Source organism: Glycomyces luteolus (genome assembly GCF_027622875.1).
Classification (GTDB): domain Bacteria; phylum Actinomycetota; class Actinomycetes; order Mycobacteriales; family Micromonosporaceae; genus Glycomyces; species Glycomyces luteolus.
In genome coordinates this window covers 23,663-45,932 of record NZ_JAPZVP010000007.1, presented here as the reverse complement: position 1 = coordinate 45,932, position 22,270 = coordinate 23,663, and the positions used below count along the sequence as shown (strand labels likewise).

At 72.2% G+C, this 22,270-nt stretch carries 20 protein-coding genes; 10 read left to right on the top strand and 10 right to left on the bottom strand.

The annotated features are described in order from the left end of the window. Positions 1 to 29: 29 nt before the first annotated feature. The 3 genes from O1R50_RS10525 to O1R50_RS10515 all read right to left on the bottom strand — a co-directional run bounded on the left by O1R50_RS10525 (position 30) and on the right by O1R50_RS10515 (position 2,583). Positions 30 to 1,145 (bottom strand): class I SAM-dependent methyltransferase, encoded by a 1,116-nt coding sequence (locus O1R50_RS10525; RefSeq protein WP_270109973.1) that lies wholly within the window; start codon positions 1,143 to 1,145, stop codon positions 30 to 32. Positions 1,146 to 1,226: 81 nt separating this feature from the next. Beyond that, on the bottom strand, positions 1,227 to 1,901 hold the full coding sequence (locus O1R50_RS10520; RefSeq protein ID WP_270109972.1) for a class I SAM-dependent methyltransferase: 675 nt from the start codon (positions 1,899 to 1,901) through the stop codon (positions 1,227 to 1,229). A 43-nt stretch (positions 1,902 to 1,944) separates the two neighbouring features. Then, positions 1,945 to 2,583 carry a class I SAM-dependent methyltransferase gene (locus O1R50_RS10515; RefSeq protein ID WP_270109971.1) on the bottom strand — a complete coding sequence of 213 codons (639 nt, stop codon included), beginning with the start codon at positions 2,581 to 2,583 and terminating at the stop codon, positions 1,945 to 1,947. A gap of 150 nt (positions 2,584 to 2,733) precedes the next feature. Here O1R50_RS10515 and O1R50_RS10510 point away from each other — a divergent pair, with 150 nt between their 5' ends. Further along, complete coding sequence (locus O1R50_RS10510; protein ID WP_270109970.1) at positions 2,734 to 3,006, top strand: acylphosphatase; 273 nt, start codon at positions 2,734 to 2,736, stop codon at positions 3,004 to 3,006. Between the two features lie 6 nt (positions 3,007 to 3,012). On the opposite strand, the gene O1R50_RS10505 is transcribed toward O1R50_RS10510, so the two are convergent. The 3 genes from O1R50_RS10505 to O1R50_RS10495 form a co-directional block, all read right to left on the bottom strand. Further along, on the bottom strand, positions 3,013 to 3,201 hold the full coding sequence (locus O1R50_RS10505; protein WP_270109969.1) for a hypothetical protein: 189 nt from the start codon (positions 3,199 to 3,201) through the stop codon (positions 3,013 to 3,015). A 61-nt stretch (positions 3,202 to 3,262) separates the two neighbouring features. Beyond that, complete coding sequence (locus O1R50_RS10500) at positions 3,263 to 5,149, bottom strand: hypothetical protein (RefSeq protein WP_270109967.1); 1,887 nt, start codon at positions 5,147 to 5,149, stop codon at positions 3,263 to 3,265. Between the two features lie 159 nt (positions 5,150 to 5,308). After that, positions 5,309 to 6,265 (bottom strand): sulfite exporter TauE/SafE family protein, encoded by a 957-nt coding sequence (locus O1R50_RS10495; protein WP_270109966.1) that lies wholly within the window; start codon positions 6,263 to 6,265, stop codon positions 5,309 to 5,311. A gap of 235 nt (positions 6,266 to 6,500) precedes the next feature. Between O1R50_RS10495 and O1R50_RS10490 the strand changes: the two genes are divergently transcribed. The 3 genes from O1R50_RS10490 to O1R50_RS10480 all read left to right on the top strand — a co-directional run bounded on the left by O1R50_RS10490 (position 6,501) and on the right by O1R50_RS10480 (position 9,270). After that, positions 6,501 to 7,001 carry a DUF1269 domain-containing protein gene (locus O1R50_RS10490; RefSeq protein WP_270109965.1) on the top strand — a complete coding sequence of 167 codons (501 nt, stop codon included), beginning with the start codon at positions 6,501 to 6,503 and terminating at the stop codon, positions 6,999 to 7,001. A gap of 101 nt (positions 7,002 to 7,102) precedes the next feature. Continuing rightward, positions 7,103 to 8,275 (top strand): PP2C family protein-serine/threonine phosphatase, encoded by a 1,173-nt coding sequence (locus O1R50_RS10485; RefSeq protein ID WP_270109964.1) that lies wholly within the window; start codon positions 7,103 to 7,105, stop codon positions 8,273 to 8,275. Positions 8,276 to 8,322: 47 nt separating this feature from the next. Beyond that, positions 8,323 to 9,270 (top strand): DUF4232 domain-containing protein, encoded by a 948-nt coding sequence (locus O1R50_RS10480; RefSeq protein ID WP_270109963.1) that lies wholly within the window; start codon positions 8,323 to 8,325, stop codon positions 9,268 to 9,270. 81 nt (positions 9,271 to 9,351) lie between these two features. On the opposite strand, the gene O1R50_RS10475 is transcribed toward O1R50_RS10480, so the two are convergent. Further along, positions 9,352 to 10,155 carry a copper chaperone PCu(A)C gene (locus O1R50_RS10475; RefSeq protein ID WP_270109962.1) on the bottom strand — a complete coding sequence of 268 codons (804 nt, stop codon included), beginning with the start codon at positions 10,153 to 10,155 and terminating at the stop codon, positions 9,352 to 9,354. A gap of 154 nt (positions 10,156 to 10,309) precedes the next feature. Then, positions 10,310 to 11,833, bottom strand: a complete 1,524-nt coding sequence (locus O1R50_RS10470) for an aldehyde dehydrogenase family protein (RefSeq protein WP_270109961.1) — start codon at positions 11,831 to 11,833, stop codon at positions 10,310 to 10,312. A gap of 281 nt (positions 11,834 to 12,114) precedes the next feature. On the opposite strand from O1R50_RS10470, the gene O1R50_RS10465 reads away from it, so the two are divergent. The 3 genes from O1R50_RS10465 to O1R50_RS10455 are packed head-to-tail and all read left to right on the top strand — an operon-like array spanning position 12,115 to position 14,771. Then, positions 12,115 to 13,011: a dihydrodipicolinate synthase family protein gene (locus O1R50_RS10465; protein ID WP_270109960.1), complete on the top strand. Its 897-nt coding sequence runs from the start codon at positions 12,115 to 12,117 to the stop codon at positions 13,009 to 13,011. Between the two features lie 11 nt (positions 13,012 to 13,022). Further along, a complete protein-coding gene (locus O1R50_RS10460) occupies positions 13,023 to 14,024 on the top strand; it encodes a proline racemase family protein (RefSeq protein WP_270109959.1) in 1,002 nt (333 codons plus the stop codon). 54 nt (positions 14,025 to 14,078) lie between these two features. After that, on the top strand, positions 14,079 to 14,771 hold the full coding sequence (locus tag O1R50_RS10455; RefSeq protein ID WP_270109958.1) for a GntR family transcriptional regulator: 693 nt from the start codon (positions 14,079 to 14,081) through the stop codon (positions 14,769 to 14,771). A gap of 66 nt (positions 14,772 to 14,837) precedes the next feature. On the opposite strand, the gene O1R50_RS10450 is transcribed toward O1R50_RS10455, so the two are convergent. Next, on the bottom strand, positions 14,838 to 15,131 hold the full coding sequence (locus O1R50_RS10450; protein ID WP_270109957.1) for a hypothetical protein: 294 nt from the start codon (positions 15,129 to 15,131) through the stop codon (positions 14,838 to 14,840). A gap of 139 nt (positions 15,132 to 15,270) precedes the next feature. Then, positions 15,271 to 17,208: a glycoside hydrolase family 15 protein gene (locus O1R50_RS10445; RefSeq protein ID WP_270109956.1), complete on the bottom strand. Its 1,938-nt coding sequence runs from the start codon at positions 17,206 to 17,208 to the stop codon at positions 15,271 to 15,273. Between the two features lie 206 nt (positions 17,209 to 17,414). Between O1R50_RS10445 and O1R50_RS10440 the strand changes: the two genes are divergently transcribed. The 3 genes from O1R50_RS10440 to O1R50_RS10430 are packed head-to-tail and all read left to right on the top strand — an operon-like array spanning position 17,415 to position 22,239. After that, positions 17,415 to 18,965: an ABC transporter substrate-binding protein gene (locus tag O1R50_RS10440; protein WP_408612670.1), complete on the top strand. Its 1,551-nt coding sequence runs from the start codon at positions 17,415 to 17,417 to the stop codon at positions 18,963 to 18,965. 2 nt (positions 18,966 to 18,967) lie between these two features. Next, a complete protein-coding gene (locus tag O1R50_RS10435) occupies positions 18,968 to 20,701 on the top strand; it encodes an ABC transporter permease subunit (protein ID WP_270109954.1) in 1,734 nt (577 codons plus the stop codon). Further along, positions 20,698 to 22,239 carry an ATP-binding cassette domain-containing protein gene (locus tag O1R50_RS10430; protein WP_270109953.1) on the top strand — a complete coding sequence of 514 codons (1,542 nt, stop codon included), beginning with the start codon at positions 20,698 to 20,700 and terminating at the stop codon, positions 22,237 to 22,239. Before O1R50_RS10435 ends, O1R50_RS10430 begins: the two co-directional genes overlap by 4 nt. Positions 22,240 to 22,270: the final 31 nt, after the last annotated feature.

Genomic DNA, 22,270 nt, shown 5'->3' with positions numbered 1-22,270 from the left:
TGCAGCGTATGCGGGCGCCGCACCCCAGCTCAACCGGAATCGGGGCGCAGCCGCCAGAGCGAGGTCACTTCCCTGCGGCGGGCGTCGGCGAGGAGGTCGGGGCTCCGCTCCGTACCCGGGTGAGACGGCCGGGTGTCGAGCCGCCCGAGGACCTCGAGGCCCGCCTTCGCGAAGGCGCCCAACAGGTCGTCCCGCGTCCGCAGGCCGAGATGCTCGGCGAGGTCGGAGAGGACGAGCCAGCCCTCACCGCCCGGATTCAGGTGGCCGGTTAGGCCGGTGAGGAAGCCGTGAAGCATGGCGCCGTCGGGATCGTAGACGCCGCCCTCGACCGCCGAGACGGGCCTGCCGGGCAGCCAGGGCGGGTTGCACACCACCAGGTCGGCCCGGCCGTCCGGGAAGAGCCCGTGAACGGTCGCGTCGATGCGGTCGGCGAGGCCCAGCCGCTCGGCGTTGTCGCGGGCGCACGCGAGCGCCCGAGGGTTGGCGTCGGTCGCCACGACGCGGTCGAAACCGCGGCGCGCCAGGACCGCGGCGAGCACACCGGTCCCGGTACCCAGGTCGAACGCGGTGCCCGCGGCAGCAGGCAGCGGCGCCTCCGCCACGAGGCCGACGTACTCGCCTCGAATCGGCGAGAACACGCCGTAATGCGGGAAGACGCGGTCGCCGAGCGCGGGCACGGGCACGCCCTGCTCGCGCCACTGGTGCGCGCTGAGCACGCCCTGCAGCTCGGTGAAGGCGACCGCGACCGGTCCGGAAGGCGGCCCGTAAGCCTCCGTGCAGGCCTGGCGCACATCGGGAGCGCGACGCAGGTCGAGCCGGTAGCCCTCGCCGAGGACGACCACGAGCCGTCCCAGCAGCTTGGCGCGGCGGGCGCGGTGCTGGCGGTGCCGGTAGAAGGTCTCGGCGGCGGTGCCCCGCGACGGGCGCGGCTCGCCGATGCGGCGGTCGAGCGCGCGCAGCAGCTGCCGGGCGTTGTGGAAGTCGCCGCGCCACACCAGGGCCGTGCCGCCGTTGACGAGGCGGTACGCGGTGTCGGCCTTCATCCGGTCGTCGGCGGCGACGACCGCGGTCGGCCGCGGCGTCGCGTTCTCGGCATGCCAGGCGGCCGCGTCGAACTCGTCGGTCTCGGTCCTGCTGGCGGACACTGGGTGCTCCCGATGATCGAAGGTGCGAGGTCGGCAGCGTTTCGATCGAGGGCGCGGAGACGGGCATCGCCTCGACCTCTTTCACCGATTTCCGGCAGAGTCTTCCACAGGGCCCGAAGCGCCGGGTTTGCGGGCGGCGCCGATCAGGTGCGGGCTCACCGCGAGCGGAAACGGCAGGTCCGGGTACCGCCGCGCCTCAAGGCCCTCGAGGCGGAACCCCGCGCGCTCGATCGCCGCACCCGTGTCGCGGCCCGTGTGGCAGCCGCCGAACGCGTGGGACCAGAACACCGCGTCGAACACGTGCTCGGCCCAGCGGATCGGCCGGTTCGCCGAGGCCACGTGCTCCAGGCACCACAGGCGCCCGCCGGGCCGCAGCACCCGGTGGATCTCCGCGAGCGCCCGGTCCTGGTCCTCGACCGAGCACAGGACCAGTGTCGAGACGACCGCGTCGAACGAACCGCTCTCCACCGGAAGCGCCTCGGCCTGCCCGTCGAGCACCGTCACCGCGACGCGGGAGGACGCCGCCTGCTCCCGGGCGAGGTCCCGCAGGTGCGCTTCGGGTTCGACGGCGACGAGTTCGGTCACGGCGTCGGGGTAGTGCGGGAAATTGACGCCGTGCCCGCAGCCGACCTCCAGCACGCGCCCGGCGAGCCCGGAGAGGAGGCTCCGGCGCCACTCCCCCAGGCCGCGCTCCTCGAGGGAGGCGGCCACGCCGGGGTACCAGCGGGCGAACAGGCGGCGTTGGCGGCGGGCCATGCGTTCCTCCTCTGCGGGCGCTGCCTCCCGAGCCTAAGCGCGATCACCCGGGTTTGCGGGCCGTGCCGACGATGTGCGGGCTCTTCGAGACCGGGAACGGCAGGAACGCGAAGCGCTCCTCGCGCATGCCGCCGGTGTCGAACCCGGCCGCGCGGATCGCGCCGAGCGTGTCGCGAGAGAGGCGGCATCCGCCGTTGAGATGGGTCCAGAGCACGGCGTCGAGGACCTTCTCGGCCGCATGCCGGGCCCGGCCCGGCGAGCCGACGTGCTCGAAGCCGCGCAGCTCCCCGCCGGGCTTGAGGACGCGGGCGATCTCGGCCAGCGCATCGGCCTGGCTGTCGACCGAGCAGAGCACGGCCGTGGCGACCACGGCGTCGAAGGAACCGGACTCGACGGGCAGCGCCTCGGCCGCCCCTTCCACGATGGTGGCCTTGAGTCCCAGTTCGTCGGCGCGGGCGCGGGCGAGGTCCCTGAAGTGCTCCTCGGGTTCGACGGCCACGAGTTCGGTGACCGCGTCCGGGTAGTGCGGGAAGTTCGCGCCGAAGCCGCAGCCGATCTCGAGGACGCGCCCCTCCAGCGGGGCGAGCAGCTCCGCACGTTGCGCGGCGAGGCCGCGCTCCTCGAGCCGCGCGGCGGCGTCGGGATACCAGCGGGCGAACAGTGGGCGCTTGCGGCGTGCCATGGGGTGCTCCTGCGGGAGGTGTGCGGCCAGGGGTGACGGTCCTGCTTCGGAGCCTAGCGGGGCCGGCGGGTTCGAGGTGGACCGCCGGTGGACCCGCGGGTGGAGGCCCAGGTCACTACACTCGCGGGTGATCGGCGAAAGGGGGCGGTGATGGTGCGGCGCAGGGTGATCGTCGAAGGACGCGTGCAGGGCGTGTTCTTCAGGGCCGAGTGCCGGCGGGAGGCGCAGTCGCTGGGGCTGGCCGGGTGGGTCCGCAACCGTGCGGACGGCACCGTCGAGGCCGTGTTCGAAGGGACTGCGGAGCAGGTCGAAGCCATCATCGCCTGGGCCGGGCACGGCCCGCCGACGGCGGTGGTCGAGGGCGTCGAGGTGGTCGCCGAGGAGCCGGAGGGCCTGGTCGGCTTCACGATCCGGGACCGGTGAGCGGGCTCAGTCCTCGTCGTTCTGCGACCGGGCCAGCAGCGCCACGGCGATCACGATGACGGCCAGCAGGATCACCGCCACGAGCAGGGTGTCGACCGCGAACAGGGCGTTGAACATCTGGGCGAGGAACGGCGCCAGGATCGCGAGCAGGGCCGCCAGAGCGATCCATCGTGCGTTGCGGCGCATGAAGTCCATCGAGGCTCCTCCCGGGGGTTCCCTCGAGCCTACGGGAGGGGCCGCGCGGGGCGGGCGCCCCTCAGTTGGTCCGCGTGTTGGGCAGGTGGTCGCCGAGGTAGCCGATCCAGACCTTCCCGGTGGCGCCGCCCGCGTCGTCGAGGAAGTGCATGCGCGGCGCGGGCGAGCCGACCTGCTGGAGTTTGATGTGGGAGGGCATGAAGACGCGGCCTGAGGGGTCGATCTCGGCGGGGACGCGGAAGACCCTGGCGCGGTGGAACTTCGGGTTCCCCGAGACCGAGTCGGACTCCTTCATGGACACCATGGTCGGGGTGATGACGGGCGCTCCGGGGAGGGGGCGGGCGCACCAGTCGTAGAAGCCGCCGGTGAAGCGGGCTTCGGCGCGGGCGGCGGCGTAGGCGTCGAGGGCGCGGAGGGCGTCCCAGGCGCGGCCGGTCCAGCGGCGGCGCTGGCGCGGGTACGTGACGTCGAGTCGGGAGACCTCGGTGTCGAGGGCGTCGGGGAGGTCGAGGTGGCGCAGCTGCTTGCGGGCGCGCTGGACGACCTCCATGAGGCTCTCGGCCTCCCAGCAGTCGTCCTGGTCGGCGTCGGTCTGGACGCCGTAGACGGGGTCGGCGTGCTCGGCGAGGCGGCCCTCGAGCCAGCGGATGCGGTCCTGGGCTTTGCGTTCGTGCTCTTGGAGTTCGGTGTAGTCGAGTTCGAGCTGGTCGTACTGTCTGCGGAGTCGTTCGAGCTCCTGGCTGGGGGCGCGGGAGCCGAGGAGCCCGGCGGATTCGACGGCGCGGGTGAGGGCGTCGAGGTGGGCGGACATGGTCTTGATGAGGCCGGTGGTCTCGGAGTCGCCGCCGCGGGCCATGTCGACGAGCGCGTCGAGGACGCTGTCGTCGAGGCGGTCGGCGAGTCTCGCGGCGATGTCGTCGGCGAGGCCCGCGGGCACCGCGGGTTCCGGTTGCGGGGGCTCGGGTTCGGTCGTCAGTGCGGGCTGCGGTTCGGGTGTCTGGACCGGGGGGTCGGGTGGTGCGGTCTTCGGTTCGGACGGTGCGGCCGGTCTGGGTATGCGGGGTCCGCGCGGGACGGCTATCGCGGCGGGGCTGGGCGGGGCGGCGTGGAGTTCGGCCGGTGGCAGGGCGCCGGCGAGTATGCGGGCGATCCTGGGTTCGGCGCGGCGTACATCGGCGGGGAGCGGCCGGTGGACGGAGAGGTCGACGACGCCTCTGACGACGACTTCGAGTGAACGGACGCCCTGGTCGCGTATCGCGCCGCCGCCGCGGGGCTGGTGGCGCATCGCGTAGGTCTCCTCGCCCGGGCGGACGCCGGGCAGGTAGGTGCGCAGGCCGCCGCCGAAGACGCTGAGGTCGCCGCCGAGCCAGGCGTTGAGGTCGTCCTGGGTGCGGGAGTCGTAGAGGCGGGCGACGACGGCGACGCCCGCGAGGGTCTCGGCGAGGTGGTCGGCGCAGGCGGCGACGAGGTTGGGGTCGCTGCGGTCGACGGTGAGGACGATGAGGGGGACGGCGCGGTCGGGGCGGGCGAGCCAGCCGGTGAGCTCCTTGACCTCTTCGGGGCCGATGAGGAGCGGCCCGGCCTCGACGGGGACGGCGCCGTCGGTGGCGCGGCCGGTGGCGAGGAACGCGGGCATGAATCCGGGGGCGGTCACGGCCGCCTGGTCGAGGTCGCCCTCGACGGTGACGCGGACCCAGCCGGGTGCGCCCTTGTGGCCCGCGGCCCAGGTGGCGGTGGTGCGGAGCCGTCCGTCGCCGGTGGGCCCGTCGTGGATGTAGCGGCCGCACAGGTCGTTGTCGGCGAAGGCGGTGCGGGTGCGGCCGCGGGCGTGTTCGAAGATCCGTTCGCCGTCGTCCTCGGCTCCCGCCCAGGCGGCGAAGCACCGCCGCAGCCGCGGCCCGAGCCGGGGTCCTCCGTCGCGGAGCAAAGCTTGGTAGAACTGCGTCACGGCGCCTCCAACGGTCCAGCTCACGGCCACGTTGAGGCCAGATGCTACTTGAAGTTCACCTTCACGTCGTCATCCAAATCCAATAGGGACGGTGTGGTTGGCGCACTGGACAGCACTGCGGCCCGCACCCGGATCGGGGCGGGCCGCAGTCGTTGTGGCTCAGGCGGTCTCGGCGGCCGGTTCGGCGACGCGGGCGGGCGACTCCGCGGCCTCCGGGTTGTTGGCCTTGTCCAGGACGGGCCCGCCGACGTCGCGCTCGGCGAGGTGGCGGCGCACCGAGTAGACCACGGCCGCGACCCAGACGGCCGCGATGGCGATGTAGACGGCGATCGCGACCCCGCCGGGGGCGGCGATCCAGTCGCTGCGCAGCAGGGTGCGGGTGTTGGTCAGGACGATGACGCCGCCGACGGCCGAGCCGAGCACGCGCGGCGGGATGTGGCGGACCAGCCAGGCCGCGATCGGCGCGGCGATGAGCCCGCCGGCCAGGAGGACCCCGACCCATGCGAAGTCGATGCCCGCGCTGCCGATGCCGACGATGAAGCCGGCCGAGGCGGCCAGCGCGACCAGGAACTCGGAGGTGTCGATGGAGCCGATGACCTTGCGGGGTTCGATGCGGCCGCTGGCGAGCAGTGCGGGCGTGCCGACCGGGCCCCAGCCGCCGCCTCCGGTGGCGTCGAGGAAGCCGCCGACGAGTCCGAGCGGGGCGAGGAACCGCTTGCGCAGGGGCTTGCCGAGGTTCTTGCGGTCGAGGCCGCGCAGAGTGAAGCGGATGAGCAGGTAGAGGCCGAGGGAGAGCAGGATGATGGACATGACCGGGGCGGCGACTTCGGTGGAGAGCCGCGACAGGACGGTGGCGCCCGCGAAGGCGCCGACGGCCCCGGGGATGCCGATCTTGAGGACGACCTTCCAGTCGACGTTGCCGAAGCGCCAGTGCGAGGCGCCTGAGGCGAGGGTCGTGCCGATCTCGGCGAGGTGGACGGTGGCCGAGGCGGCGGCGGGGTTGGCGCCGATGGCCAGGAGCAGCGTGGTCGAAGTGACGCCGTAGGCCATGCCGAGGCTGCCGTCCACGAGTTGGGCGGCGAGGCCGACGAGGCCGAGCAGGACGAGGGAGCGCACTGGGGAGCCTTCCGAGTGATGTCCGAACCAGATATCTCTACCAAATCTATGGGAAATATAGATTGCCGGAAGGGCGAGCGTCAACCGCCGGTCCCGCCTGGCGGGATTACCCGGGTCCGGCACCAGTGCTCACCGCGCGTACCGGGATTTGCCCGGCATTTGCCCGCGAACATGCATGAACAGGGACACAATCGGGCGAGACGCCGCCGAAGGCGGCCAGCAGAGAGGAAGACGCATGAGCAAACTCATCGCCGTGGCCTATCCGGACGTCCCCACCGCGCAGACCGTCCTGACCAAGCTGGCGGACATGCAGAAGCGCGAGCTCATCAAACTCGACGACGCGGTCGTCGTCGAACGTCGCGACGACGGCAAGGTCAAACTCCACCAGTCGACCTCGCTGGTCGGCATCAGCGCGACCGGTGGTGCGCTGTGGGGCGGGCTCATCGGCCTGCTGTTCTTCGCGCCGCTGCTCGGCATGGCCGTCGGCGCGTCCGCGGGGGCCGCGGGCGGGGCCATGTCGGACGTCGGCGTCGACGACTCCTTCATGAAGAGCCTCGGCAAGGAGCTCAACCCGGGCAGCGCCGCGCTCGTGGTCCTGGTCCGCTCCATGACCGAGGACAAGGTCTTCGAAGAGCTCCGCGGCCAGTACCAGGGCAAGCTCCTCCAGACGAACCTCTCGTCCGAGGAAGAGGAGCGGCTGCGCGAGCACATCGCCGCGGCCCAGGCCAAGGTGTAGCACCCGGAGGCGGGCCCGCGGCGACTCCCAGCGCCGCGAGCCCGCCTCTTGTTTTGCCTGTTCATCGCCCTTTCAATCCCTGATCTGCATACGCTCTCCCCGTGGACGGGACCAAGCGCGGGGCCGCTGACATGCAGGGCTACTTCAGGTCCTATGTGCTGCCGAAGAACCCCTGGCGCCGCATCGCCGCCGGCGAACCCGGCACGGTCCTCCTCCTGCGGCTCATGCCGTTCATCCTCATCGCCGTCAGCCTCCCCATCGCGTTCCTCGACGACGAGGCCGCCGAGTTCGCCGACTACACAGTGGTCCTGCTGCCCGCGTTCACCGCACTCGTCAACGGGCCCTTGGTCACCGCGGGCGCGACAATCCTCGTCGCCGCCGTCGTCGCCTCCGGGCAGGACGCCCTCGGGATCTTCCGCTACCCCGAGTCCACCTGGAACGACCTGCCGCCCGTCCTCATCATCGGCGCGCTGTGCACGGCCCTGGCGTGGACCAGGAACCGCATGGTCAACCGCCTCATCTCGATGACGCTCGTCGCCGAGGCGGTGCAGTCCGCGATCCTCCCCGAACTGCCCGCCCGCATCGGCGGGGCGCGGGTCGCCGTCGCCTACCGGACGCACGACGGCAGCCCCGGCCTGGTCGGCGGCGACTTCTACGACGTGCAGGAGACCGATCTCGGCATCCGCGCGGTGGTCGGCGACGTCCAGGGCCACGACCTCACCGCCGTCCAGCTCACCGAAGCGCTCCTGGGCACCTTCCGCGAACGGTCGCTCGACGACCCCGACCTGCGCAAGCTCGCCGCCCGGATGGAGCGGCGCGTGCGCATGCACAACCGCGGCCGCAACGAATGGGACCAGTCCTACGCCACGGCCGCGTTCGTCGAGATCACGCCCCGCTTCGACACCCTCAGGGTCCTGCTGTGCGGACACCCCGCCCCGCTGCTCGTGCGCGGATCGGCCCAGCCGCTCACCGTGCGGCCCATGCCGCCGCTCGGCCTCGCCGACTTCGGACTCCAGGTCAGCGAGATCCGCGAGGTCACGCTCATGCCGGGCGATCTCGTCGTGATGTTCTCCGACGGGTTCGTCGAGGGCCGCAACGCCGCCGGAGAGACGTTCCCGGTGATCGAGCGACTCAACGCGCACGTCGCCTCCGGCATCCGCGACCCCGACCGCCTCCATCGCAAGCTCAAGGCCGACTTCCAGGCCGGCGGCTACGAGCGCACCGACGACCTGACCGTGCTGATCATTCAGACGCCCAGTGCAACCTCGCCATAGGGCCTCAGCGTCAGGCATGCGGAACCCCACCAAGCGAAGGACACCGCATGCGACGCACCACCCGGCCACTGGCGCTCATCGCCGCAGTCCTCGCCCTCGCCGCGTCCGCGTGCGGCGCGGGCGGCGAGGACGAGCCCACCGCGGCCGCGGCGACCTCCACGGAGTGCGACGAGCACGGCATCCAGATGTCGCTCACCCCCACGGGCGTCGTCGGCGACCGCACCTTCATGGCGATCGGCCTGGTCAACTGCGGCGAGGAGCCGCTGCTGCTCGACAGCATGCCGCAGGTCGGCGTGTTCGGCGGGAACGTCGTCGCGCCCCGCGACATGAACGCCCCCGAATCGGTCACGGTCGACCCGGGCCAGGGCGCGATCGCGCCCCTCTCGTGGACGCCCGCCACCGGAAGCGGCGACGTGCTCGAAGTCGACCGGTTCCTCATCAACGCCCTGCCGGTGTACGCCGGGTACGAGCTCGACCTCGCCGAGCCGATCGAGCTCGACACCGCGCACGTGCTCGACCTCGGGGCCTGGCAGCTCTCCGGCGTGCCCGCGGCCCCGCCCGCCGAACCGGTGGAACCGGCCACCGACCGGCCGGAGGCGCCGGCCTGCGCCGAAGGCTTCCATGTCACCGTCACCCAGGGCAGCGCCGCGATGGGCGTACGCTCCTCCGGCATCGAGCTCGTCAACTGCGGCACCGAGGACATCGAGATCAACGGCTACCCGGTGATCGAGATCCCCGGCGTCGACGTCGCGGTCCGGCAGGGCTCGGACACGCTCCAGGACCCCGGGCCCACGCCGATCACCCTCGCCCCCGGGGACTCCGTGAGCGCGGCGATGCTGTGGACCAACCGGGTCGAGGCGGGCGACGTCGTCAACGCGACCGAGGTCAACGTCGGCTACGCCGAGGGTTCGCCGATGGAGACCGTCACGCCCGAAGCCTCGATCGACCTCGGCACGACGCGCGAAATCGAAGTCACCGCCTGGCGGGTGTCCTGAAGCGCCGCAACGCGAACGGGTAAGGGAACGGCGGCGGCGCTCATGCGCCGCCGCCGTTCGGTCGTTTGAGAGGACGCCGAGTTACCCGGCCTCCTCCTCGTGGCGCGGTTCGAAATAGGAACGGGGCGGGGCCTCCTCCGGGACGCCCATCGGCAGGTCCACGGTGACCGCCTCGCCGTTCGAGAAGACGAACGTGACCTCGACGGTCCCGCCCATGAAGACGTCCTCCTTCAGCCCGTCGAGCATCAGGAAGGAGCCGGTGGTGGGCGCCAGACGCATGTACGAGTCCGGGGCGATCTCGATCTCGAAGTCGCGCTGGCCCTCCAGCTCGGCGGCGGTCGCTTCGCCTTCAGGCGACGCGGACTCCGCGGCGTCGGCGTCGGGGCTCTCGGATGCGTCGGCGGTCGGCGAAGCGTCGTCGGCTTCGGGGCTCTCGGATGCGTCGGCGGTCGGCGAAGCGTCGGCTTCGGGGCTTTCGGATTCGCCGGCGGTCGGCGAAGCCGACGCATCGGTCTCCGGTGTCGCCGACTCGTCCGCGGTAGGGGTCTCCTCCGGGATGACCATCTCGGTCGCGAGGACGACGGCCTCGGCAGCCGAGCTCGTCACCGCTTCGAGGACCACGGGCTCGTCGCCGCGGTTGTCGATCCAGATCCGCAGCGGGGCCTGCCCGCCCTCCGGGTAGAAGCCCCGCTCACCGAAGTCCACCTGCATGTCGCGCAGGGCCAGCGTCCCCGCGTCGGCGTCGACTCCGGAGATCGCAGGCGCCATCTCGCTGGTCTGCGCGGCCCTGTTCGCCCCGCACCCGGCCAAGGCCACGCCTACTGCCGTCAGGGCCACGGCCCAGCGGACCCCGGCCGCCGCCGCGCTCGCTTGTCGTCTCTCCACAAGCGCCACCTTAAGGGCGCGGGGGCGCCGCTCCCGGCCGCGACATACCGGGCATCGGGCTCTCGCTTCCCGGACCGCTTATCCGGCACCTCAAGGTGCCGCGTGACATATCACATGCCACATGGCACTAGCGCGACCTCAGCTGTTCCGGTCCTCAGCGCTGCCGTGTGGACTCGAGCTCGCCGTCGACGCGGCGCTCGATGCCCAGCGGGTTGTCGTCGTGCAACGCTTCGGGAAGCAGCGGTTCCGGAGTGGACTGGTAGGCGACGGGTCGGACGAAGCGCGCGATCGCGCCCGTGCCCACCGAGGTGTGCCGGGCGTTCGTCGACGCGGGCCACGGGCCGCCGTGGTGCTGCGCGTGGGTCACGGCCACACCGGTCGGCCAGCCGTTCACGATGACGCGGCCCGAGCGCTCCGCCAGCAGCGGCAGCGCCACCCGCGCGACCGGATCCGCCGAAGTCGCCAGCTGCACCGTCGCGGTGAGGCCGCCGGGCAGCTGCGGGAGGACCCGTTCGAGCTCTGCCGTGTCGGCGTACGTGAGCACCAGGGCGGTCGGGCCGAAGCACTCGCGCAGCAGGGAGTCGTCGCCGTCGATCGCGGACGCGGGCACCGCGACGAGGCCCGGCGTCACCGCGAAACCGCCCTCCACTGTCGCAGGCTCGACCGTGAAGCGCGCCTGCGGATGTGACGCCAGCCGGGCCGCTTCCGCCGCGTAGGCCTCCCGGATGCGGGCGTTGAGCATGGGGTGGACTTCCTTGGCGCGCAGGGCCGCCGCCAGCGCCTCCTCGAGACCGTGGCCCTCGGGGAGGAAGAGCAGTCCGGGCTTGGTGCAGAACTGGCCCGCGCCGAGCGTCATCGACGCCGCGAACTCCTCCACCAGGCCGGGGCCGCGCTGCGCGACGGCCTCGGGGGTGAGCACGACGGGGTTGAGGCTGCCGAGCTCACCGTAGAAGGGGATCGGCTCGGGGCGTCCCGCGGCCTCCTCGGCCAGGGCGCGGCCGCCCGCGATCGAGCCGGTGAATGCCGCTGCCTTGATGTTCGGGTCGCGGATCAGATCGAGTCCGGCCTGGAAACCGGTGGCAACGGCGAATACGCGCGGGTCGGCGCCGTGGGACTCGAGCGCTTCGGTGATGATCGCGGCGAGCAGGGCGGCGGTGGCGGGCTGGGATGCGTGGGCTTTGGCCACTACCGGGCAGCCGGCGGCGAGCGCGGCGGCGGTGTCGGTCCCGGCGACGCCGAAGGCGAGCGGGAAGTTCGAGGCCGCGTAGACGGCGACGGGGCCGAGCGGGACGTTGCAGCGGCGCAGGTCCGGTCGGGGCGGGGTCGCGCGCGGGGCGGCGTGGTCGATCACCGCGTCGAGGGTCGCCCCGGTTTCGGCGTAGGCGGCGTACTGCTCGAACTGGCCGGTGGTGCGGGCGAGTTCGCCTCGGAGGCGGGTCTCGCCGAGGCCGGACTCGGCGTCGGCGAGGGTGACGACGGCGTCCTCGTGGGAGAGCAGAGCGGTCGCGAGGGCGCGCATGAGCCTGCCGCGTTCGGCCGGGCGCATCGCGGCGAGACCGGGCGCGGCGGCGCGGGCGGCCCCCGCGGCCCGGGCGACCTCCTCGGGCGTGGTCTCGGCGATCGGGTCGCCGAAGGCCACTCCGGTGGTCGGGTTGACACTGCGCAGCGTGTCGGCCATGGGTGCGCTCCGTTCGACGGTTCGGTGCGATGGCGCCTGCGGCGAGGCCTCCAGTATGGGAAGCCTCGTCGACGGGCGTTCGGGGCTCGGGCGTCGGGTGTTCGCTCGCTGGTCCGCGGTTTGTCACTCCCCGTTGCGCGCGGGACCCGTGATCCCACTATAGTATGTGACATATTACTGATACTGATCGGTGAACGGCCGCTGCCGCCGCCACCGCTTCCCAGGCCGCCCCAGGCGGCTCCAGCAGTACCATGTCACACGTCATCGAGATTGGAAGCCCCATGTCGGCACTCGAATCGCGCCCCTGGCGCGGCGTCCTCGTCGCCACCGCCCTGCCGTTCAACGACGACCGCACGGTCGACTTCGCGGCATTCGACGAGCACTGCGCCTGGCTGGTGGCGAACGGCTGCGACGGCGTCACTCCGAACGGCTCCCTCGGTGAGTACCAGACCCTCACCGAGGCCGAGCGCGCCGAGGTCGTCGCCACCGCGGTCGCGGCGATCGGCGGCGAGCGCGTCATGCCCGGCGTCGCCGCCTACGGCGCCGCCGAGGCCCGCCGCTGGGCCGAGCAGGCGCGCGACGCCGGATGCGGCGCGGTCATGCTCCTGCCGCCCAACGCCTACCGGGCCGACGAGCGCTCGGTGATCGCCCACTACGAAGAGGTCGCCAAGGCCGGCGTGCCGATCGTCGCCTACAACAACCCGATCGACACCAAGGTCGACCTCACCCCAGAACTGCTGGCGAAGCTCCACGCCGAGGGCCTCATCCACGCCGTCAAGGAGTTCTCCGGCGACGTGCGCCGCGCCTACCGCATCGCCGAGCTCGCCCCCGACCTCGACCTGCTCGTGGGCGCCGACGACGTGCTGCTCGAACTGGCGGTCGCCGGCGCCGTCGGCTGGGTCTCGGGCTACCCCAACGCACTGCCGAAGTCCACGGTGGAGCTGTACCGGGCGGCCGTCGCGGGCGACCTCGAGACGGCCCTGCCGCTGTACCGCCAACTGCACCCGCTCCTGCGCTGGGACTCGAAAGTGGAGTTCGTGCAGGCCATCAAGCTCTCCATGGACATCGTGGGCCGCAAGGGCGGCCAGTGCCGCCTCCCCCGCGTGCCGCTCATGCCCGAGCAGGCCGCCGAGGTCCGCACCGCCACCGAGCAGGCCCTCGCGGCCGGTCTCGCCTAGAAGGAGGACCCATGCGCAGCAGGCTCGTGCTCCACACGGTCGAATCGCACACCGAGGGCATGCCCACCCGGGTCGTGACCGGTGGCGTGGGCGCCATCCCGGGGGCGACGATGATGGAGCGGCGCAACCATTTCCGCGACCATTCCGACCACGTGCGCGGCTTCCTGATGAACGAACCGCGCGGCCACGCCGCCATGAGCGGGGCGATCCTCCAGCCGCCGACCCGCCCGGACGCGGACTGGGGTGTGCTGTTCATCGAGGTCTCGGGCTACCTCCCGATGTGCGGGCACGGCACGATCGGGGTGGCCACGGTGCTCGTCGAGACCGGCATGGTGGCGGTGACCGAGCCGGTCACGACGGTCCGCCTCGACACTCCCGCAGGCTTGGTCCAAGTGGAGGTGCAGGTCGAGGACGGTGCGGCCAAAGCCGTCACGCTGGTGAACGTTCCGGCGTTCTCGGTGGGGCTCGACCGCGTCGCGACCCTCAAGGACGGCCGCGAGGTGCGCTACGACCTCGCCTTCGGCGGGAACTTCTACGCGTTCGTCGACCTCGACGACCTCGGCCTGCCGTTCGACCGGGCCGCCAAGAACGAGCTCATCGCCGCCGGACTCGACATCATGGCGGCCGTGAACGCCGAAGCGGAGCCGGTGCACCCGCTGGAGCCGTCCATCCGGGGCCTCCACCACGTCTACCTGACCGCGCCGGGCTCGGACGCGAAGCACTCCCGGCACGCCATGGCCATCCACCCCGGCTGGTTCGACCGCTCCCCCTGCGGCACCGGCACTTCCGCGCGGATGGCCCAGCTCCGCGCCCGCGGCCTGCTCGGACTCGACCAGGACTTCGTCAACGAGTCGTTCATCGGCTCGCGCTTCACCGGCCGCCTCGTCGGCGAGACCGAGGTCGCCGGCATCCCGGCTGTCATCCCGTCCGTCACCGGCCGCGCCTGGATAACCGGTACCGCCCAGTACACGCTCGACCCCGAAGACCCCTTCCCCAGCGGATTCATCCTCTGAGCCCTCCCGCATACTGTGACGCGCCACGTGTGACATACCACTGAGGAGGTCCTGATGCCAGCTCGAGCCGGAGCCGCGCCAGCCGTCGCGATGTCCCTGCCCGAGATGGGCGGGCGCCGCGCGAGCTACCGGGAGCGCATAGGCGAGGCCCTCCGGGCCGCCGTCATCACCGGGGAGCTCGCCCCGGGCAAGGTCTACTCAGTGCCCGTCCTGGCCGAGCAGTTCGGGGTCTCCGCCACCCCCGTGCGGGAGGCAATGCTCGACCTCGTCAAGGAGGAACTGGTCGAACCGGTGCCCAACAAGGGCTTCCGGGTCAAGGTCGTCTCCGAGGCGCAGCTCGACGAGTACACCAAGCTGCGCGAGCTCATCGAGATCCCGACGACCGTGGCGCTCGCGACGACCGCGGACCCGGCCGACATCGAGGCGCTGCGCCCCCTCGCCCAGGCCATCGTGGACGCCGCCGCCGAAGAGGACCTCATCGCCTACGTCGAGGCCGACATGCGCTTCCACCTCGAGATGCTCGCGCTCTCGGGCAACGCCACGCTCGTCGAGACCGTCCGCAACCTGCGCCAGCGCTCGCGCCTGTACGGCCTGACCGCCCTCATGGAGCTGGGCGAGCTCGAGGAGTCGGCCGGGGAGCACCTGGAGATCCTGCACGGCCTCCTCACCCGCGACCCTGAGTACGTGCGCCAGGTGATGGAGCTGCACCTCAGCCACGTCCGCGGCTCCTGGGCCCAGCCCACCTGAGATCAGACGACGCGAAGCGGCCGTGTGCGTGATGACCACGGCCGCTTCGCGTTGCGTCGACCCGGCTCAGTGGTCGTCCCAGTGGCCGGCATGGGCGGCGTGGCGGTGGCCGTCGTGCACGAAGTCGTGGTGGTCGCCGTGGGCGACCGCGACATGCCCGCAGCTCTTGCCGTGCTGGTGGGCGTGAGAATCGTGGACGAGGTGTCCCTGCGGCTCGCATTCGTCGACGTGGTCGCCGTGCAGGCGGTGCAGGTGCCCGTCGTGGGCGTAGTCGGTGTGGTCGCCGTGCGGTACCGCGGTGTGGCCGCAGTTCCTGCCGTGTTCGTGCGCGTGTCCGGCGTGTTCCTTGTGCGCGGCCATGTCGCCGCCCTCCTCAGTGGTTCCCCCGTTGTCAGCCGTCGCGTAGGCGCGGCTCCACGTCACCGTAGCGTCAGCGCACGTCCCGTTCGAAGGCTTTTCGCGATCCGGTGCGACGGCATCCCGACGGTCGCGCGGCCGGTCAGCGGCGTTCGGCGTCGCGGATCGCCACCGCGGCGTTGATGAGGCCGATGTGGCTGAAGGCCTGCGGGTAGTTGCCGAGCATCTCCCCGGTGGCGGTGTCGACTTCCTCCGACATGAGTCCGAGGTCGTTGGCGCAGGCCGCCGCCTCCTCGAACACCTCGCGGGCCCGCTCCACCCGGCCGGTCAGGGCCAGCGCCTGCGCGAGCCAGAACGTGCACATGACGAACGCGCCCTCGTCGCCTTCGAGTCCATCGGTCCCGGACGCATAGCGACGCACCAGGCCTCGCGGCTCTCGGAGCCGCTCGGCGATGACGTCCACGGTCGAGATGACGCGCGGGTCGTTGCCGGGCAGGAAGCCGACGGCGGGCAGGAGGAGCACGGCCGCGTCGAGGTCGTCGCCGTCGAAGGCGGCCCCGAAGGCGCCGAGCTCGGGTTTCCACGCGTGCGTCTCGATGGCTTCGCGGATGCGGTCGCGCGCGGCCGCCCAGCCCGGCGCCAGCTTCACCCGTTCGAAGTCCTCAGGGGAGAGTTCCTCGCCTTTGAAGATGTCCCGGCCGAATGTCATGGCCTCGCGTTGTTCGATCTCGATGACTTCGGCGTGTTTGACGGCGCGGTCGAGCGCGACCCAGCACATGAGTTTGGAATACGTGTAGTGGCGGGGGTCGCCGCGCGACTCCCAGATGCCCTGGTCGGGTCGTCCCCACTGGTCTGCGGCGGCGTCGGCGACACCGGTGAGGAAGCGGCGGGCGGCGGGGTCGAGGTGGGCGAGGTGGGGGCGCAGCTGCCAGGCGGCGTCGAGGAGTTCGCCGTAGACGTCGAGCTGGGGCTGTTGCCAGGCGGCGTTGCCTATGCGCACGGGACGTGAACCGCGCCAACCTGACAGGTGTGTGAGCTCCCGTTCGGACAGGTCGTGTTCTCCGCCGACGCCGAACATGATCTGGAGCGGGTTCTCGGGGTGGTAGTGGGCGGCGGCGCGGGTGATGAACTCGAAGAACTCGATCGCCTCATCGGTGGATCCGGCGGCGGCCAGCGCCTGGATGGTGAAACTGGCGTCGCGGATCCACGCGTAGCGGTAGTCCCAGTTGCGGCCCGAGCCGACGGCTTCGGGCAGCGACGTGGTGGGCGCGGCGATGATGGCGCCGGTGGGCTGGTAGCGGAGGGCTTCGAGGACGAGCAGGGAGCGGCGCACGAGGTGGGGCAGGGGCCCGTCCCAGGTGGGGTGGGCGTCGCTCCAGTGCTGCCAGCCTTGGATGGTCTCTTCGAGTTGGGCGTCGACGGCCTCGTGAGTCCAGGTAGCGGGCGGCGGTTCGGCGAGTCCGGCGGATTGGGTCACGAAGCGGTGTTTGTCGCCCGCGCGGAGGGTGAAGCGGGCGGTGGCGCCGTCCTCGCTGAAGTCGAGGGGGACGGGGCAGGTGAGGGCGAAGCGGACGGGGCCGCCGGTGGCGAGGATGCCGCCGGGGATGTTGGTGAAGATGGGTTTGACCAGGCCGAATTCGGGCCGGGGTCGGAAGACGAACTCGATGTCGACTTCGCCAGCGGTGCACTCGAGGACGCGGAGGGTGGCTCTGGGGGCGCGTGAGGCGAGCCTGAGACGCACGCCGGTGTCGGCCTCGTAGGAGGGGCCGATGGCCATGGCGTCGATGAGGTGCGCAGTGCCGGTGTCCGTGGTGAAGACGGTGCGCAGGACGAGAGTCTCGCCGACGTAGGAGCGCTCGTGGTGGAAGGGGCCGACGGGGCGGATGGACCAGTGGCCGGCGTCGGGGTCGAGGAGGCGGCCGTAGACGGCGGGGCTGTCGAAGCGGGGCCGGCAGAACCAGTCGATGGAGCCTTCCGAGGACACGAGAGCGGCGCAGCGGCGGTCGGAGATGAGCGCGTAGTCCGAGATGGGGCGGTAGGCGGCGTGCGCGCCCGTTTCGGCGGCGTCCCGGTGGTCCATGATGCGGCTCCCCTCGCCTTCGGCGATGGCGGCATTCTATGGCGCCCAGCGCGAGTCCCGATGGGTTTCAGTGCCATATGCCGCGCGACATGTGACATACCACTTGCCGATGGCACCACTTGACGGCGCGGTCCGATAGCGCCGTCGTGTGGCGGATGAGGCGGGATCCGGGGTTGTGACCCGGAGCAAGTCCCGCCCCACAGGAAATGAATACGGTTTTCATTTGTATATGGTTCCGAGGAGTACCGTCCCCGCCTCCCCGATGGAGTCCTCCCTTGCCTGTCTCCCGCCGTTCACTCCTCGCGGCCGCGTCCGCCGCCCCGGTCCTCGGCCTGGCCGCCTGCTTCTCCGAAGGCTCCGAGGGGGCAACGGCCTCCGGGCGGGTCCGGGTCGCGCACATGCTGCCGCCCCGGTCGGGGCTCTCACCGCTGTCTGACGACGCGTTCAAGCTCTCTCGCTGGGCCACCGCCGAGACCCTCGTCGTGCTCGACACCGACGGCAACGCGCTCCCGTGGCTCGCCCAGGACTGGATCCAGGAAGGCAACACCTGGACCTTCACACTCCGCGAGGACGTGGTCTTCCACGACGGCACCGCGTTCACCGCCGAGGCCGTCGCCAACTCCCTCGCCTTCGCCGCGCAGGCCGCGCCGAAACCGCGCATCCTCGACGGCGTCGAGCTCACCGTGGAGGTCGCGGGCAGCACGGTCGCCGTCACCACTGCCGACACCGACCCGCTGCTCCCCCACCGGCTCTCTTCACCGCAGCTCTCGATCCTCGCGGCGAAGGCCTACCGCGACGGGATCGTCGACCCTGTGGGCGCGGGCACCGGCGCGTTCGTCCTCACCTCGGTCGACGGCACCTCCTCGGCCTCACTCGACCGCAACGAGGACTGGTGGGGCGGCGAGGTCCTGGCCGCGGGCATCGACGCGTCGTTCGTCCCCGACGGCACGGCCCGCGCCGGGAAGCTCCGCGCGGGCGAGGCCGACATCGTCGAGGCCATCCCGGTCTCCCAGGCGGGCCTGCTCGAGCCTGACCAGATCACCGAGGTGCCGATGCCGCGCACCTGCACGCTCTATCTCAACTGCTCGACCGGCCCGTTCAGCGACCCGGGAGTGCGCGCCGCCGCCCGCGAGGCGATCGACGCCGCCACGATCGTGGAGGGGGTCTACGACGGCCGCGCCGACCTCGCCGAGGGCCTGCTCGGCCCGGCGATCCCGTGGGCCGCCGAACGCGCCGGCCGCACCCGGCCCGCCACCGCCGCGAACACCGCCGGGACCACGATCACGCTGGGCACCTTCACCGACCGCGCCGAGCTGCCCGAGGTCGCCCAGGTCCTCCAGCAGCAGCTGCAGGAGGCCGGATTCGCCGTGGAGCTCGACATCCGCGAGTACGCGAACATCGAGGCCGACGCGCTCGACGGCGCGTTCGACGCGTTCCTGCTCTCGCGCGCCACCGTCCTCGACTCCGGCGACCCGGTCGCGTACATGTTCTCCGACTTCGCCTCCGACGGCTCGTTCAACCTCTCCCAGTTCGCCGACGACGGCGTGGACGCAGCCCTCGGCACCGCGGCCGCGACCCAGCCCGGCGAGGACCGGCGCGCGGCCGTGCTCGCGGCCGAGACGGCGATCCTCAACGCCGACGCGGCGATCCCGCTTCTGCACGAGCGGGTCATCCAGGGCGATGCGGCGAGCGTGTCCGGGTCGCTCAAGGACCCGCGTGAACGCGAGCTCGTCGGTCCCCAGACACGTCTGGTGTAGCGGTGCGCACCGTTCTGGCCCGACTGGGCGCGCTGACGGCGCTGCTCGCCGTCGTGGGCCTGCTCCCGTGGCTCTCGCGCAACGACCCCGCCCTCACCGTGCTCCGCGCCAAGTCGGCCGAGCAGGAGGCGACCCCGGAGGCGCTCGACGCGATCCGCGCCGACCTCGGGCTCGACGCCGGACCGCTGGCGCTCCTGGGCCGGTGGGCGGCGGGCCTGCTCCACGGCGACTTCGGCACCTCGTGGGTCTCGGGCTACCCGGTCGGCCCCGCGGTGGCCTCCGGGCTCGGGACCTCCTTGACGCTCATGGCATGCGCGCTCGCCGTGGCGACGCTCCTGGCGGCCGCGCTCTGCGCGCGGACCGTCTGGCGCGGCGCGCGGGGCACCCTCGGCGACGATCGCCCCGGCGGCGCCGTCGGCGCGATCCTGGTGGCGTGCCCCGACTTCCTTCTCGCCACCATCGGCCTCATCGTCGTCGGCGTCTGGCTGGGCTGGCTGCCGACCTCGGGTTGGACCGGGCCCGCGAACCTCGTACTGCCCGCCGCCGCCATGGGCGTCCCGGCGGGGGCGATGCTCGGGCGGCTCGTCGGCGACGCCCTCCCGGGCGCGTTCGACGAGCGGTGGGTGGCGCTGTGGCGCTCGGCCGGCGTCACCGAGCGGCGCATTGCGCTCGGCGTGCTGCGGCGCGCTCTGCCCGCGGTGATGCCGCAGTTCGGGATGGTGGTGGTCGCCGTGACGGGCGGCGCCGTCGCGGTCGAGACGATCTTCGCGGTGCCCGGGATCGGCCGGACTGCGCTGGGGGCGGCGAAATCCCAGGATCTGCCACTGCTGCAAGGTTCCGTGCTCGCGCTCATGTGCCTCGGCCTCACCGCCGGCGCGCTCGGTCACCTCGCCCGGCGCGCCATGCTCGGCTCGGGCCTGCGAGACGCCGCGCTGCGCCCACCGCCGCCGCCGCGCGCCCCTTCGGGCCCAGGCCAGTACGTCGTGCCGGTGTCCCTTGCGGCGATCCTGGCCGTGGTCGTGGTCTGGGGCCTGCTCCGCGATCCGCTCACCGTTGAGGTGACGGAGAAGCTCCTGCAACCGTCGCCGACCCATCCGCTCGGCACCGACGCGCTCGGACGCGACGTGCTCGCCCGCCTCGGCCACGGCGCCGCCCACACGGTCGGCGCGGCGGTCGCGGTGTGCGCGTTCGGGTTCGCGCTCTCGCTCGCACTCGGCTTCGCGCCACGGGTGTCGGCGGGCGTCGCGGACATCGCGAACGCGGTTCCTCCCGTCCTCGCCGGCGTGCTCGTGGCGGCCGCGCTCGGACCGGGAACGGCGGGCGCGGCGATCGCGGTCGCCCTCGTCTCCTGGCCGAACCTGACCGCGCACGCGGCCGCCCTGACCCAAGAGGCCAGGGCCGCTTCATACCTGACCGCTCAGCGGGCCCTGGGCGCGAGTCCACGTTGGATCACGATCCGGCACGTGCTTCCCGAAGTGGCGGGGCCATTGGCGCGCCACGCGGCACTGCGCCTGCCCGGCACCGCGCTGGCGATCGCATCGCTGGGCTTCCTCGGGCTCGGCACGCAGCCGCCGACGCCGGAATGGGGGCTCCTGCTCGACGAGTCGCGCGCCTATGTGGAGGTCGCGCCCGCCGCCGCGCTCGCTCCCGCCGCCGCGATCGCATGTCTTGCCGCACTTGCGGTCTCGAGCGCGAACCTCACCCGGCTGCCGCGTCGGAAGGCGGTGTTCGCATGAACGCCCGCACCCTGCTCGACGTCCGCGACCTTCGCGTCAGAATCGGACGGACGGAAGCCGTGCGCGGCATCTCCTTCAGCATCGACCCCGGTGAGATCGTGGCGCTCATCGGCGCTTCGGGCGCCGGGAAGTCCTTGACCGCCAAAGCGATCCTGGGACTGCTGCCGCCATCGGCGCACGCGTCGGGCAGCGCGGTCATCGACGGCACCGAGATCCTCGGCGCCGGCCGAGCGGTGCTCGGCGGGCTCCGGGGACGCACCCTCGCCTACGTGCCGCAGGACGCCCTCACGGTGCTGAGCCCGGTCCACCGGGTCGGCGACCAGATCGCCGGGGCCATCGCCTCAGTTCGCGGCATCGGCAAGGGCGCCGCGAGGCAGGCCGCAGTGGACGCGCTCGACGCCGTCGGCATTCCCGACCCGTCCGCCCGCGCCCGCGACTACCCGCACCAGTTCTCCGGCGGCATGCGCCAGCGCGCCGTCATCGCCCTCGCCACGGCCGCCACCCCCAAACTGATCGTGGCCGACGAACCGACCACGGCACTCGATGTGCGGACCCGGACGCAGATCCTCGATCTCCTGCGGGAACGCTGCGCCGCAACGGGGACCGGCATGCTGGTCATCACCCATGACCTCGCGGTGGTCGACGAGTACGCCGATCGGGTACTCGCCATCGAGGAGGGTCGGCTGCTCTCGGACGTGATCCGAGAGGGTCCCGCGCTCGCACCGCGAGCGCCGTTGAACGATGCGGCATCGCTGCTGAAAGTCCGCGATCTGACGGTGGAATATCACATGTCACATGCGCCGGTTCGCTATCGGCTGGGAATGGGAACCCGCTCGGGCAATCGTGCGGTGGACGGCGTCTCGTTCGACATCGCGGCCGGGGAGACGCTGGCGCTCATCGGCCCTTCGGGTTCGGGCAAGTCGTCGATCGCCGCCGCGGTGCTGCGGCTCTTGAGGCCCGCGAGCGGCACGGTCCGCTTCGAGGGCCGCGATCTCGCCGACATGGGTGAGCGTGATCTTCGGTCGCTCCGTCCGCGGTTGCAGCCGGTGCTGCAGGACCCGTACGGCTCGCTCAGTCCGCGTCTCTCCGCCGGGGAGGCCGTGGCCGAGCCGCTGCGGGTGCAGCGGCGTTGGGACCCTGTCGCGGGTCCGGCGAGGGTGCGGGAGTTGTTCGCGCTCACCGGACTCGACATCGGACTCGCCGACCGTCGTCCGCACGAGCTCTCGGGCGGTCAGTGCCAGCGCGTGAACATCGCGCGGGCGCTGGCGAGCGAGCCGCGTCTCCTGGTGCTCGATGAGCCGACTTCGGCTTTGGACGCGCCGCTGCGCCGGGAGATCTTCGAGTTGCTCATCGGCCTGCAGGAGCGTCTGGGTCTGAGTTATCTGTTCATCTGCCACGATTTGGAGGCGGTGCGGGGCTTCGCGCATCGCGTGGCGGTGATGGATCGCGGCCGGATCGTCCGATGCGGACCGACGAAGGAGGTCTGCGACGAGTTCGGCGTCCGGGACGAGACGGCGGATTCGGAGACGGTGGTCTAGGACCTCCGGGCTCCGGGCGGATGCTCGCCCA

What these genes read in the sequence shown, in the direction of transcription:
- O1R50_RS10520 (WP_270109972.1), bottom strand. Translation starts at nt 1,901, where the DNA reads ATGGCCCGCCGCCAACGCCGCCTGTTCGCCCGCTGGTACCCCGGCGTG.
- O1R50_RS10515 (WP_270109971.1), bottom strand. Translation starts at nt 2,583, where the DNA reads ATGGCACGCCGCAAGCGCCCACTGTTCGCCCGCTGGTATCCCGACGCC.
- O1R50_RS10510 (WP_270109970.1), top strand. Translation starts at nt 2,734, where the DNA reads ATGGTGCGGCGCAGGGTGATCGTCGAAGGACGCGTGCAGGGCGTGTTC.
- O1R50_RS10505 (WP_270109969.1), bottom strand. Translation starts at nt 3,201, where the DNA reads ATGGACTTCATGCGCCGCAACGCACGATGGATCGCTCTGGCGGCCCTG.
- O1R50_RS10490 (WP_270109965.1), top strand. Translation starts at nt 6,501, where the DNA reads ATGAGCAAACTCATCGCCGTGGCCTATCCGGACGTCCCCACCGCGCAG.
- O1R50_RS10480 (WP_270109963.1), top strand. Translation starts at nt 8,323, where the DNA reads ATGCGACGCACCACCCGGCCACTGGCGCTCATCGCCGCAGTCCTCGCC.
- O1R50_RS10470 (WP_270109961.1), bottom strand. Translation starts at nt 11,833, where the DNA reads ATGGCCGACACGCTGCGCAGTGTCAACCCGACCACCGGAGTGGCCTTC.
- O1R50_RS10465 (WP_270109960.1), top strand. Translation starts at nt 12,115, where the DNA reads ATGTCGGCACTCGAATCGCGCCCCTGGCGCGGCGTCCTCGTCGCCACC.
- O1R50_RS10460 (WP_270109959.1), top strand. Translation starts at nt 13,023, where the DNA reads ATGCGCAGCAGGCTCGTGCTCCACACGGTCGAATCGCACACCGAGGGC.
- O1R50_RS10455 (WP_270109958.1), top strand. Translation starts at nt 14,079, where the DNA reads ATGCCAGCTCGAGCCGGAGCCGCGCCAGCCGTCGCGATGTCCCTGCCC.
- O1R50_RS10450 (WP_270109957.1), bottom strand. Translation starts at nt 15,131, where the DNA reads ATGGCCGCGCACAAGGAACACGCCGGACACGCGCACGAACACGGCAGG.
- O1R50_RS10445 (WP_270109956.1), bottom strand. Translation starts at nt 17,208, where the DNA reads ATGGACCACCGGGACGCCGCCGAAACGGGCGCGCACGCCGCCTACCGC.
- O1R50_RS10440 (WP_408612670.1), top strand. Translation starts at nt 17,415, where the DNA reads ATGAATACGGTTTTCATTTGTATATGGTTCCGAGGAGTACCGTCCCCG.
- O1R50_RS10430 (WP_270109953.1), top strand. Translation starts at nt 20,698, where the DNA reads ATGAACGCCCGCACCCTGCTCGACGTCCGCGACCTTCGCGTCAGAATC.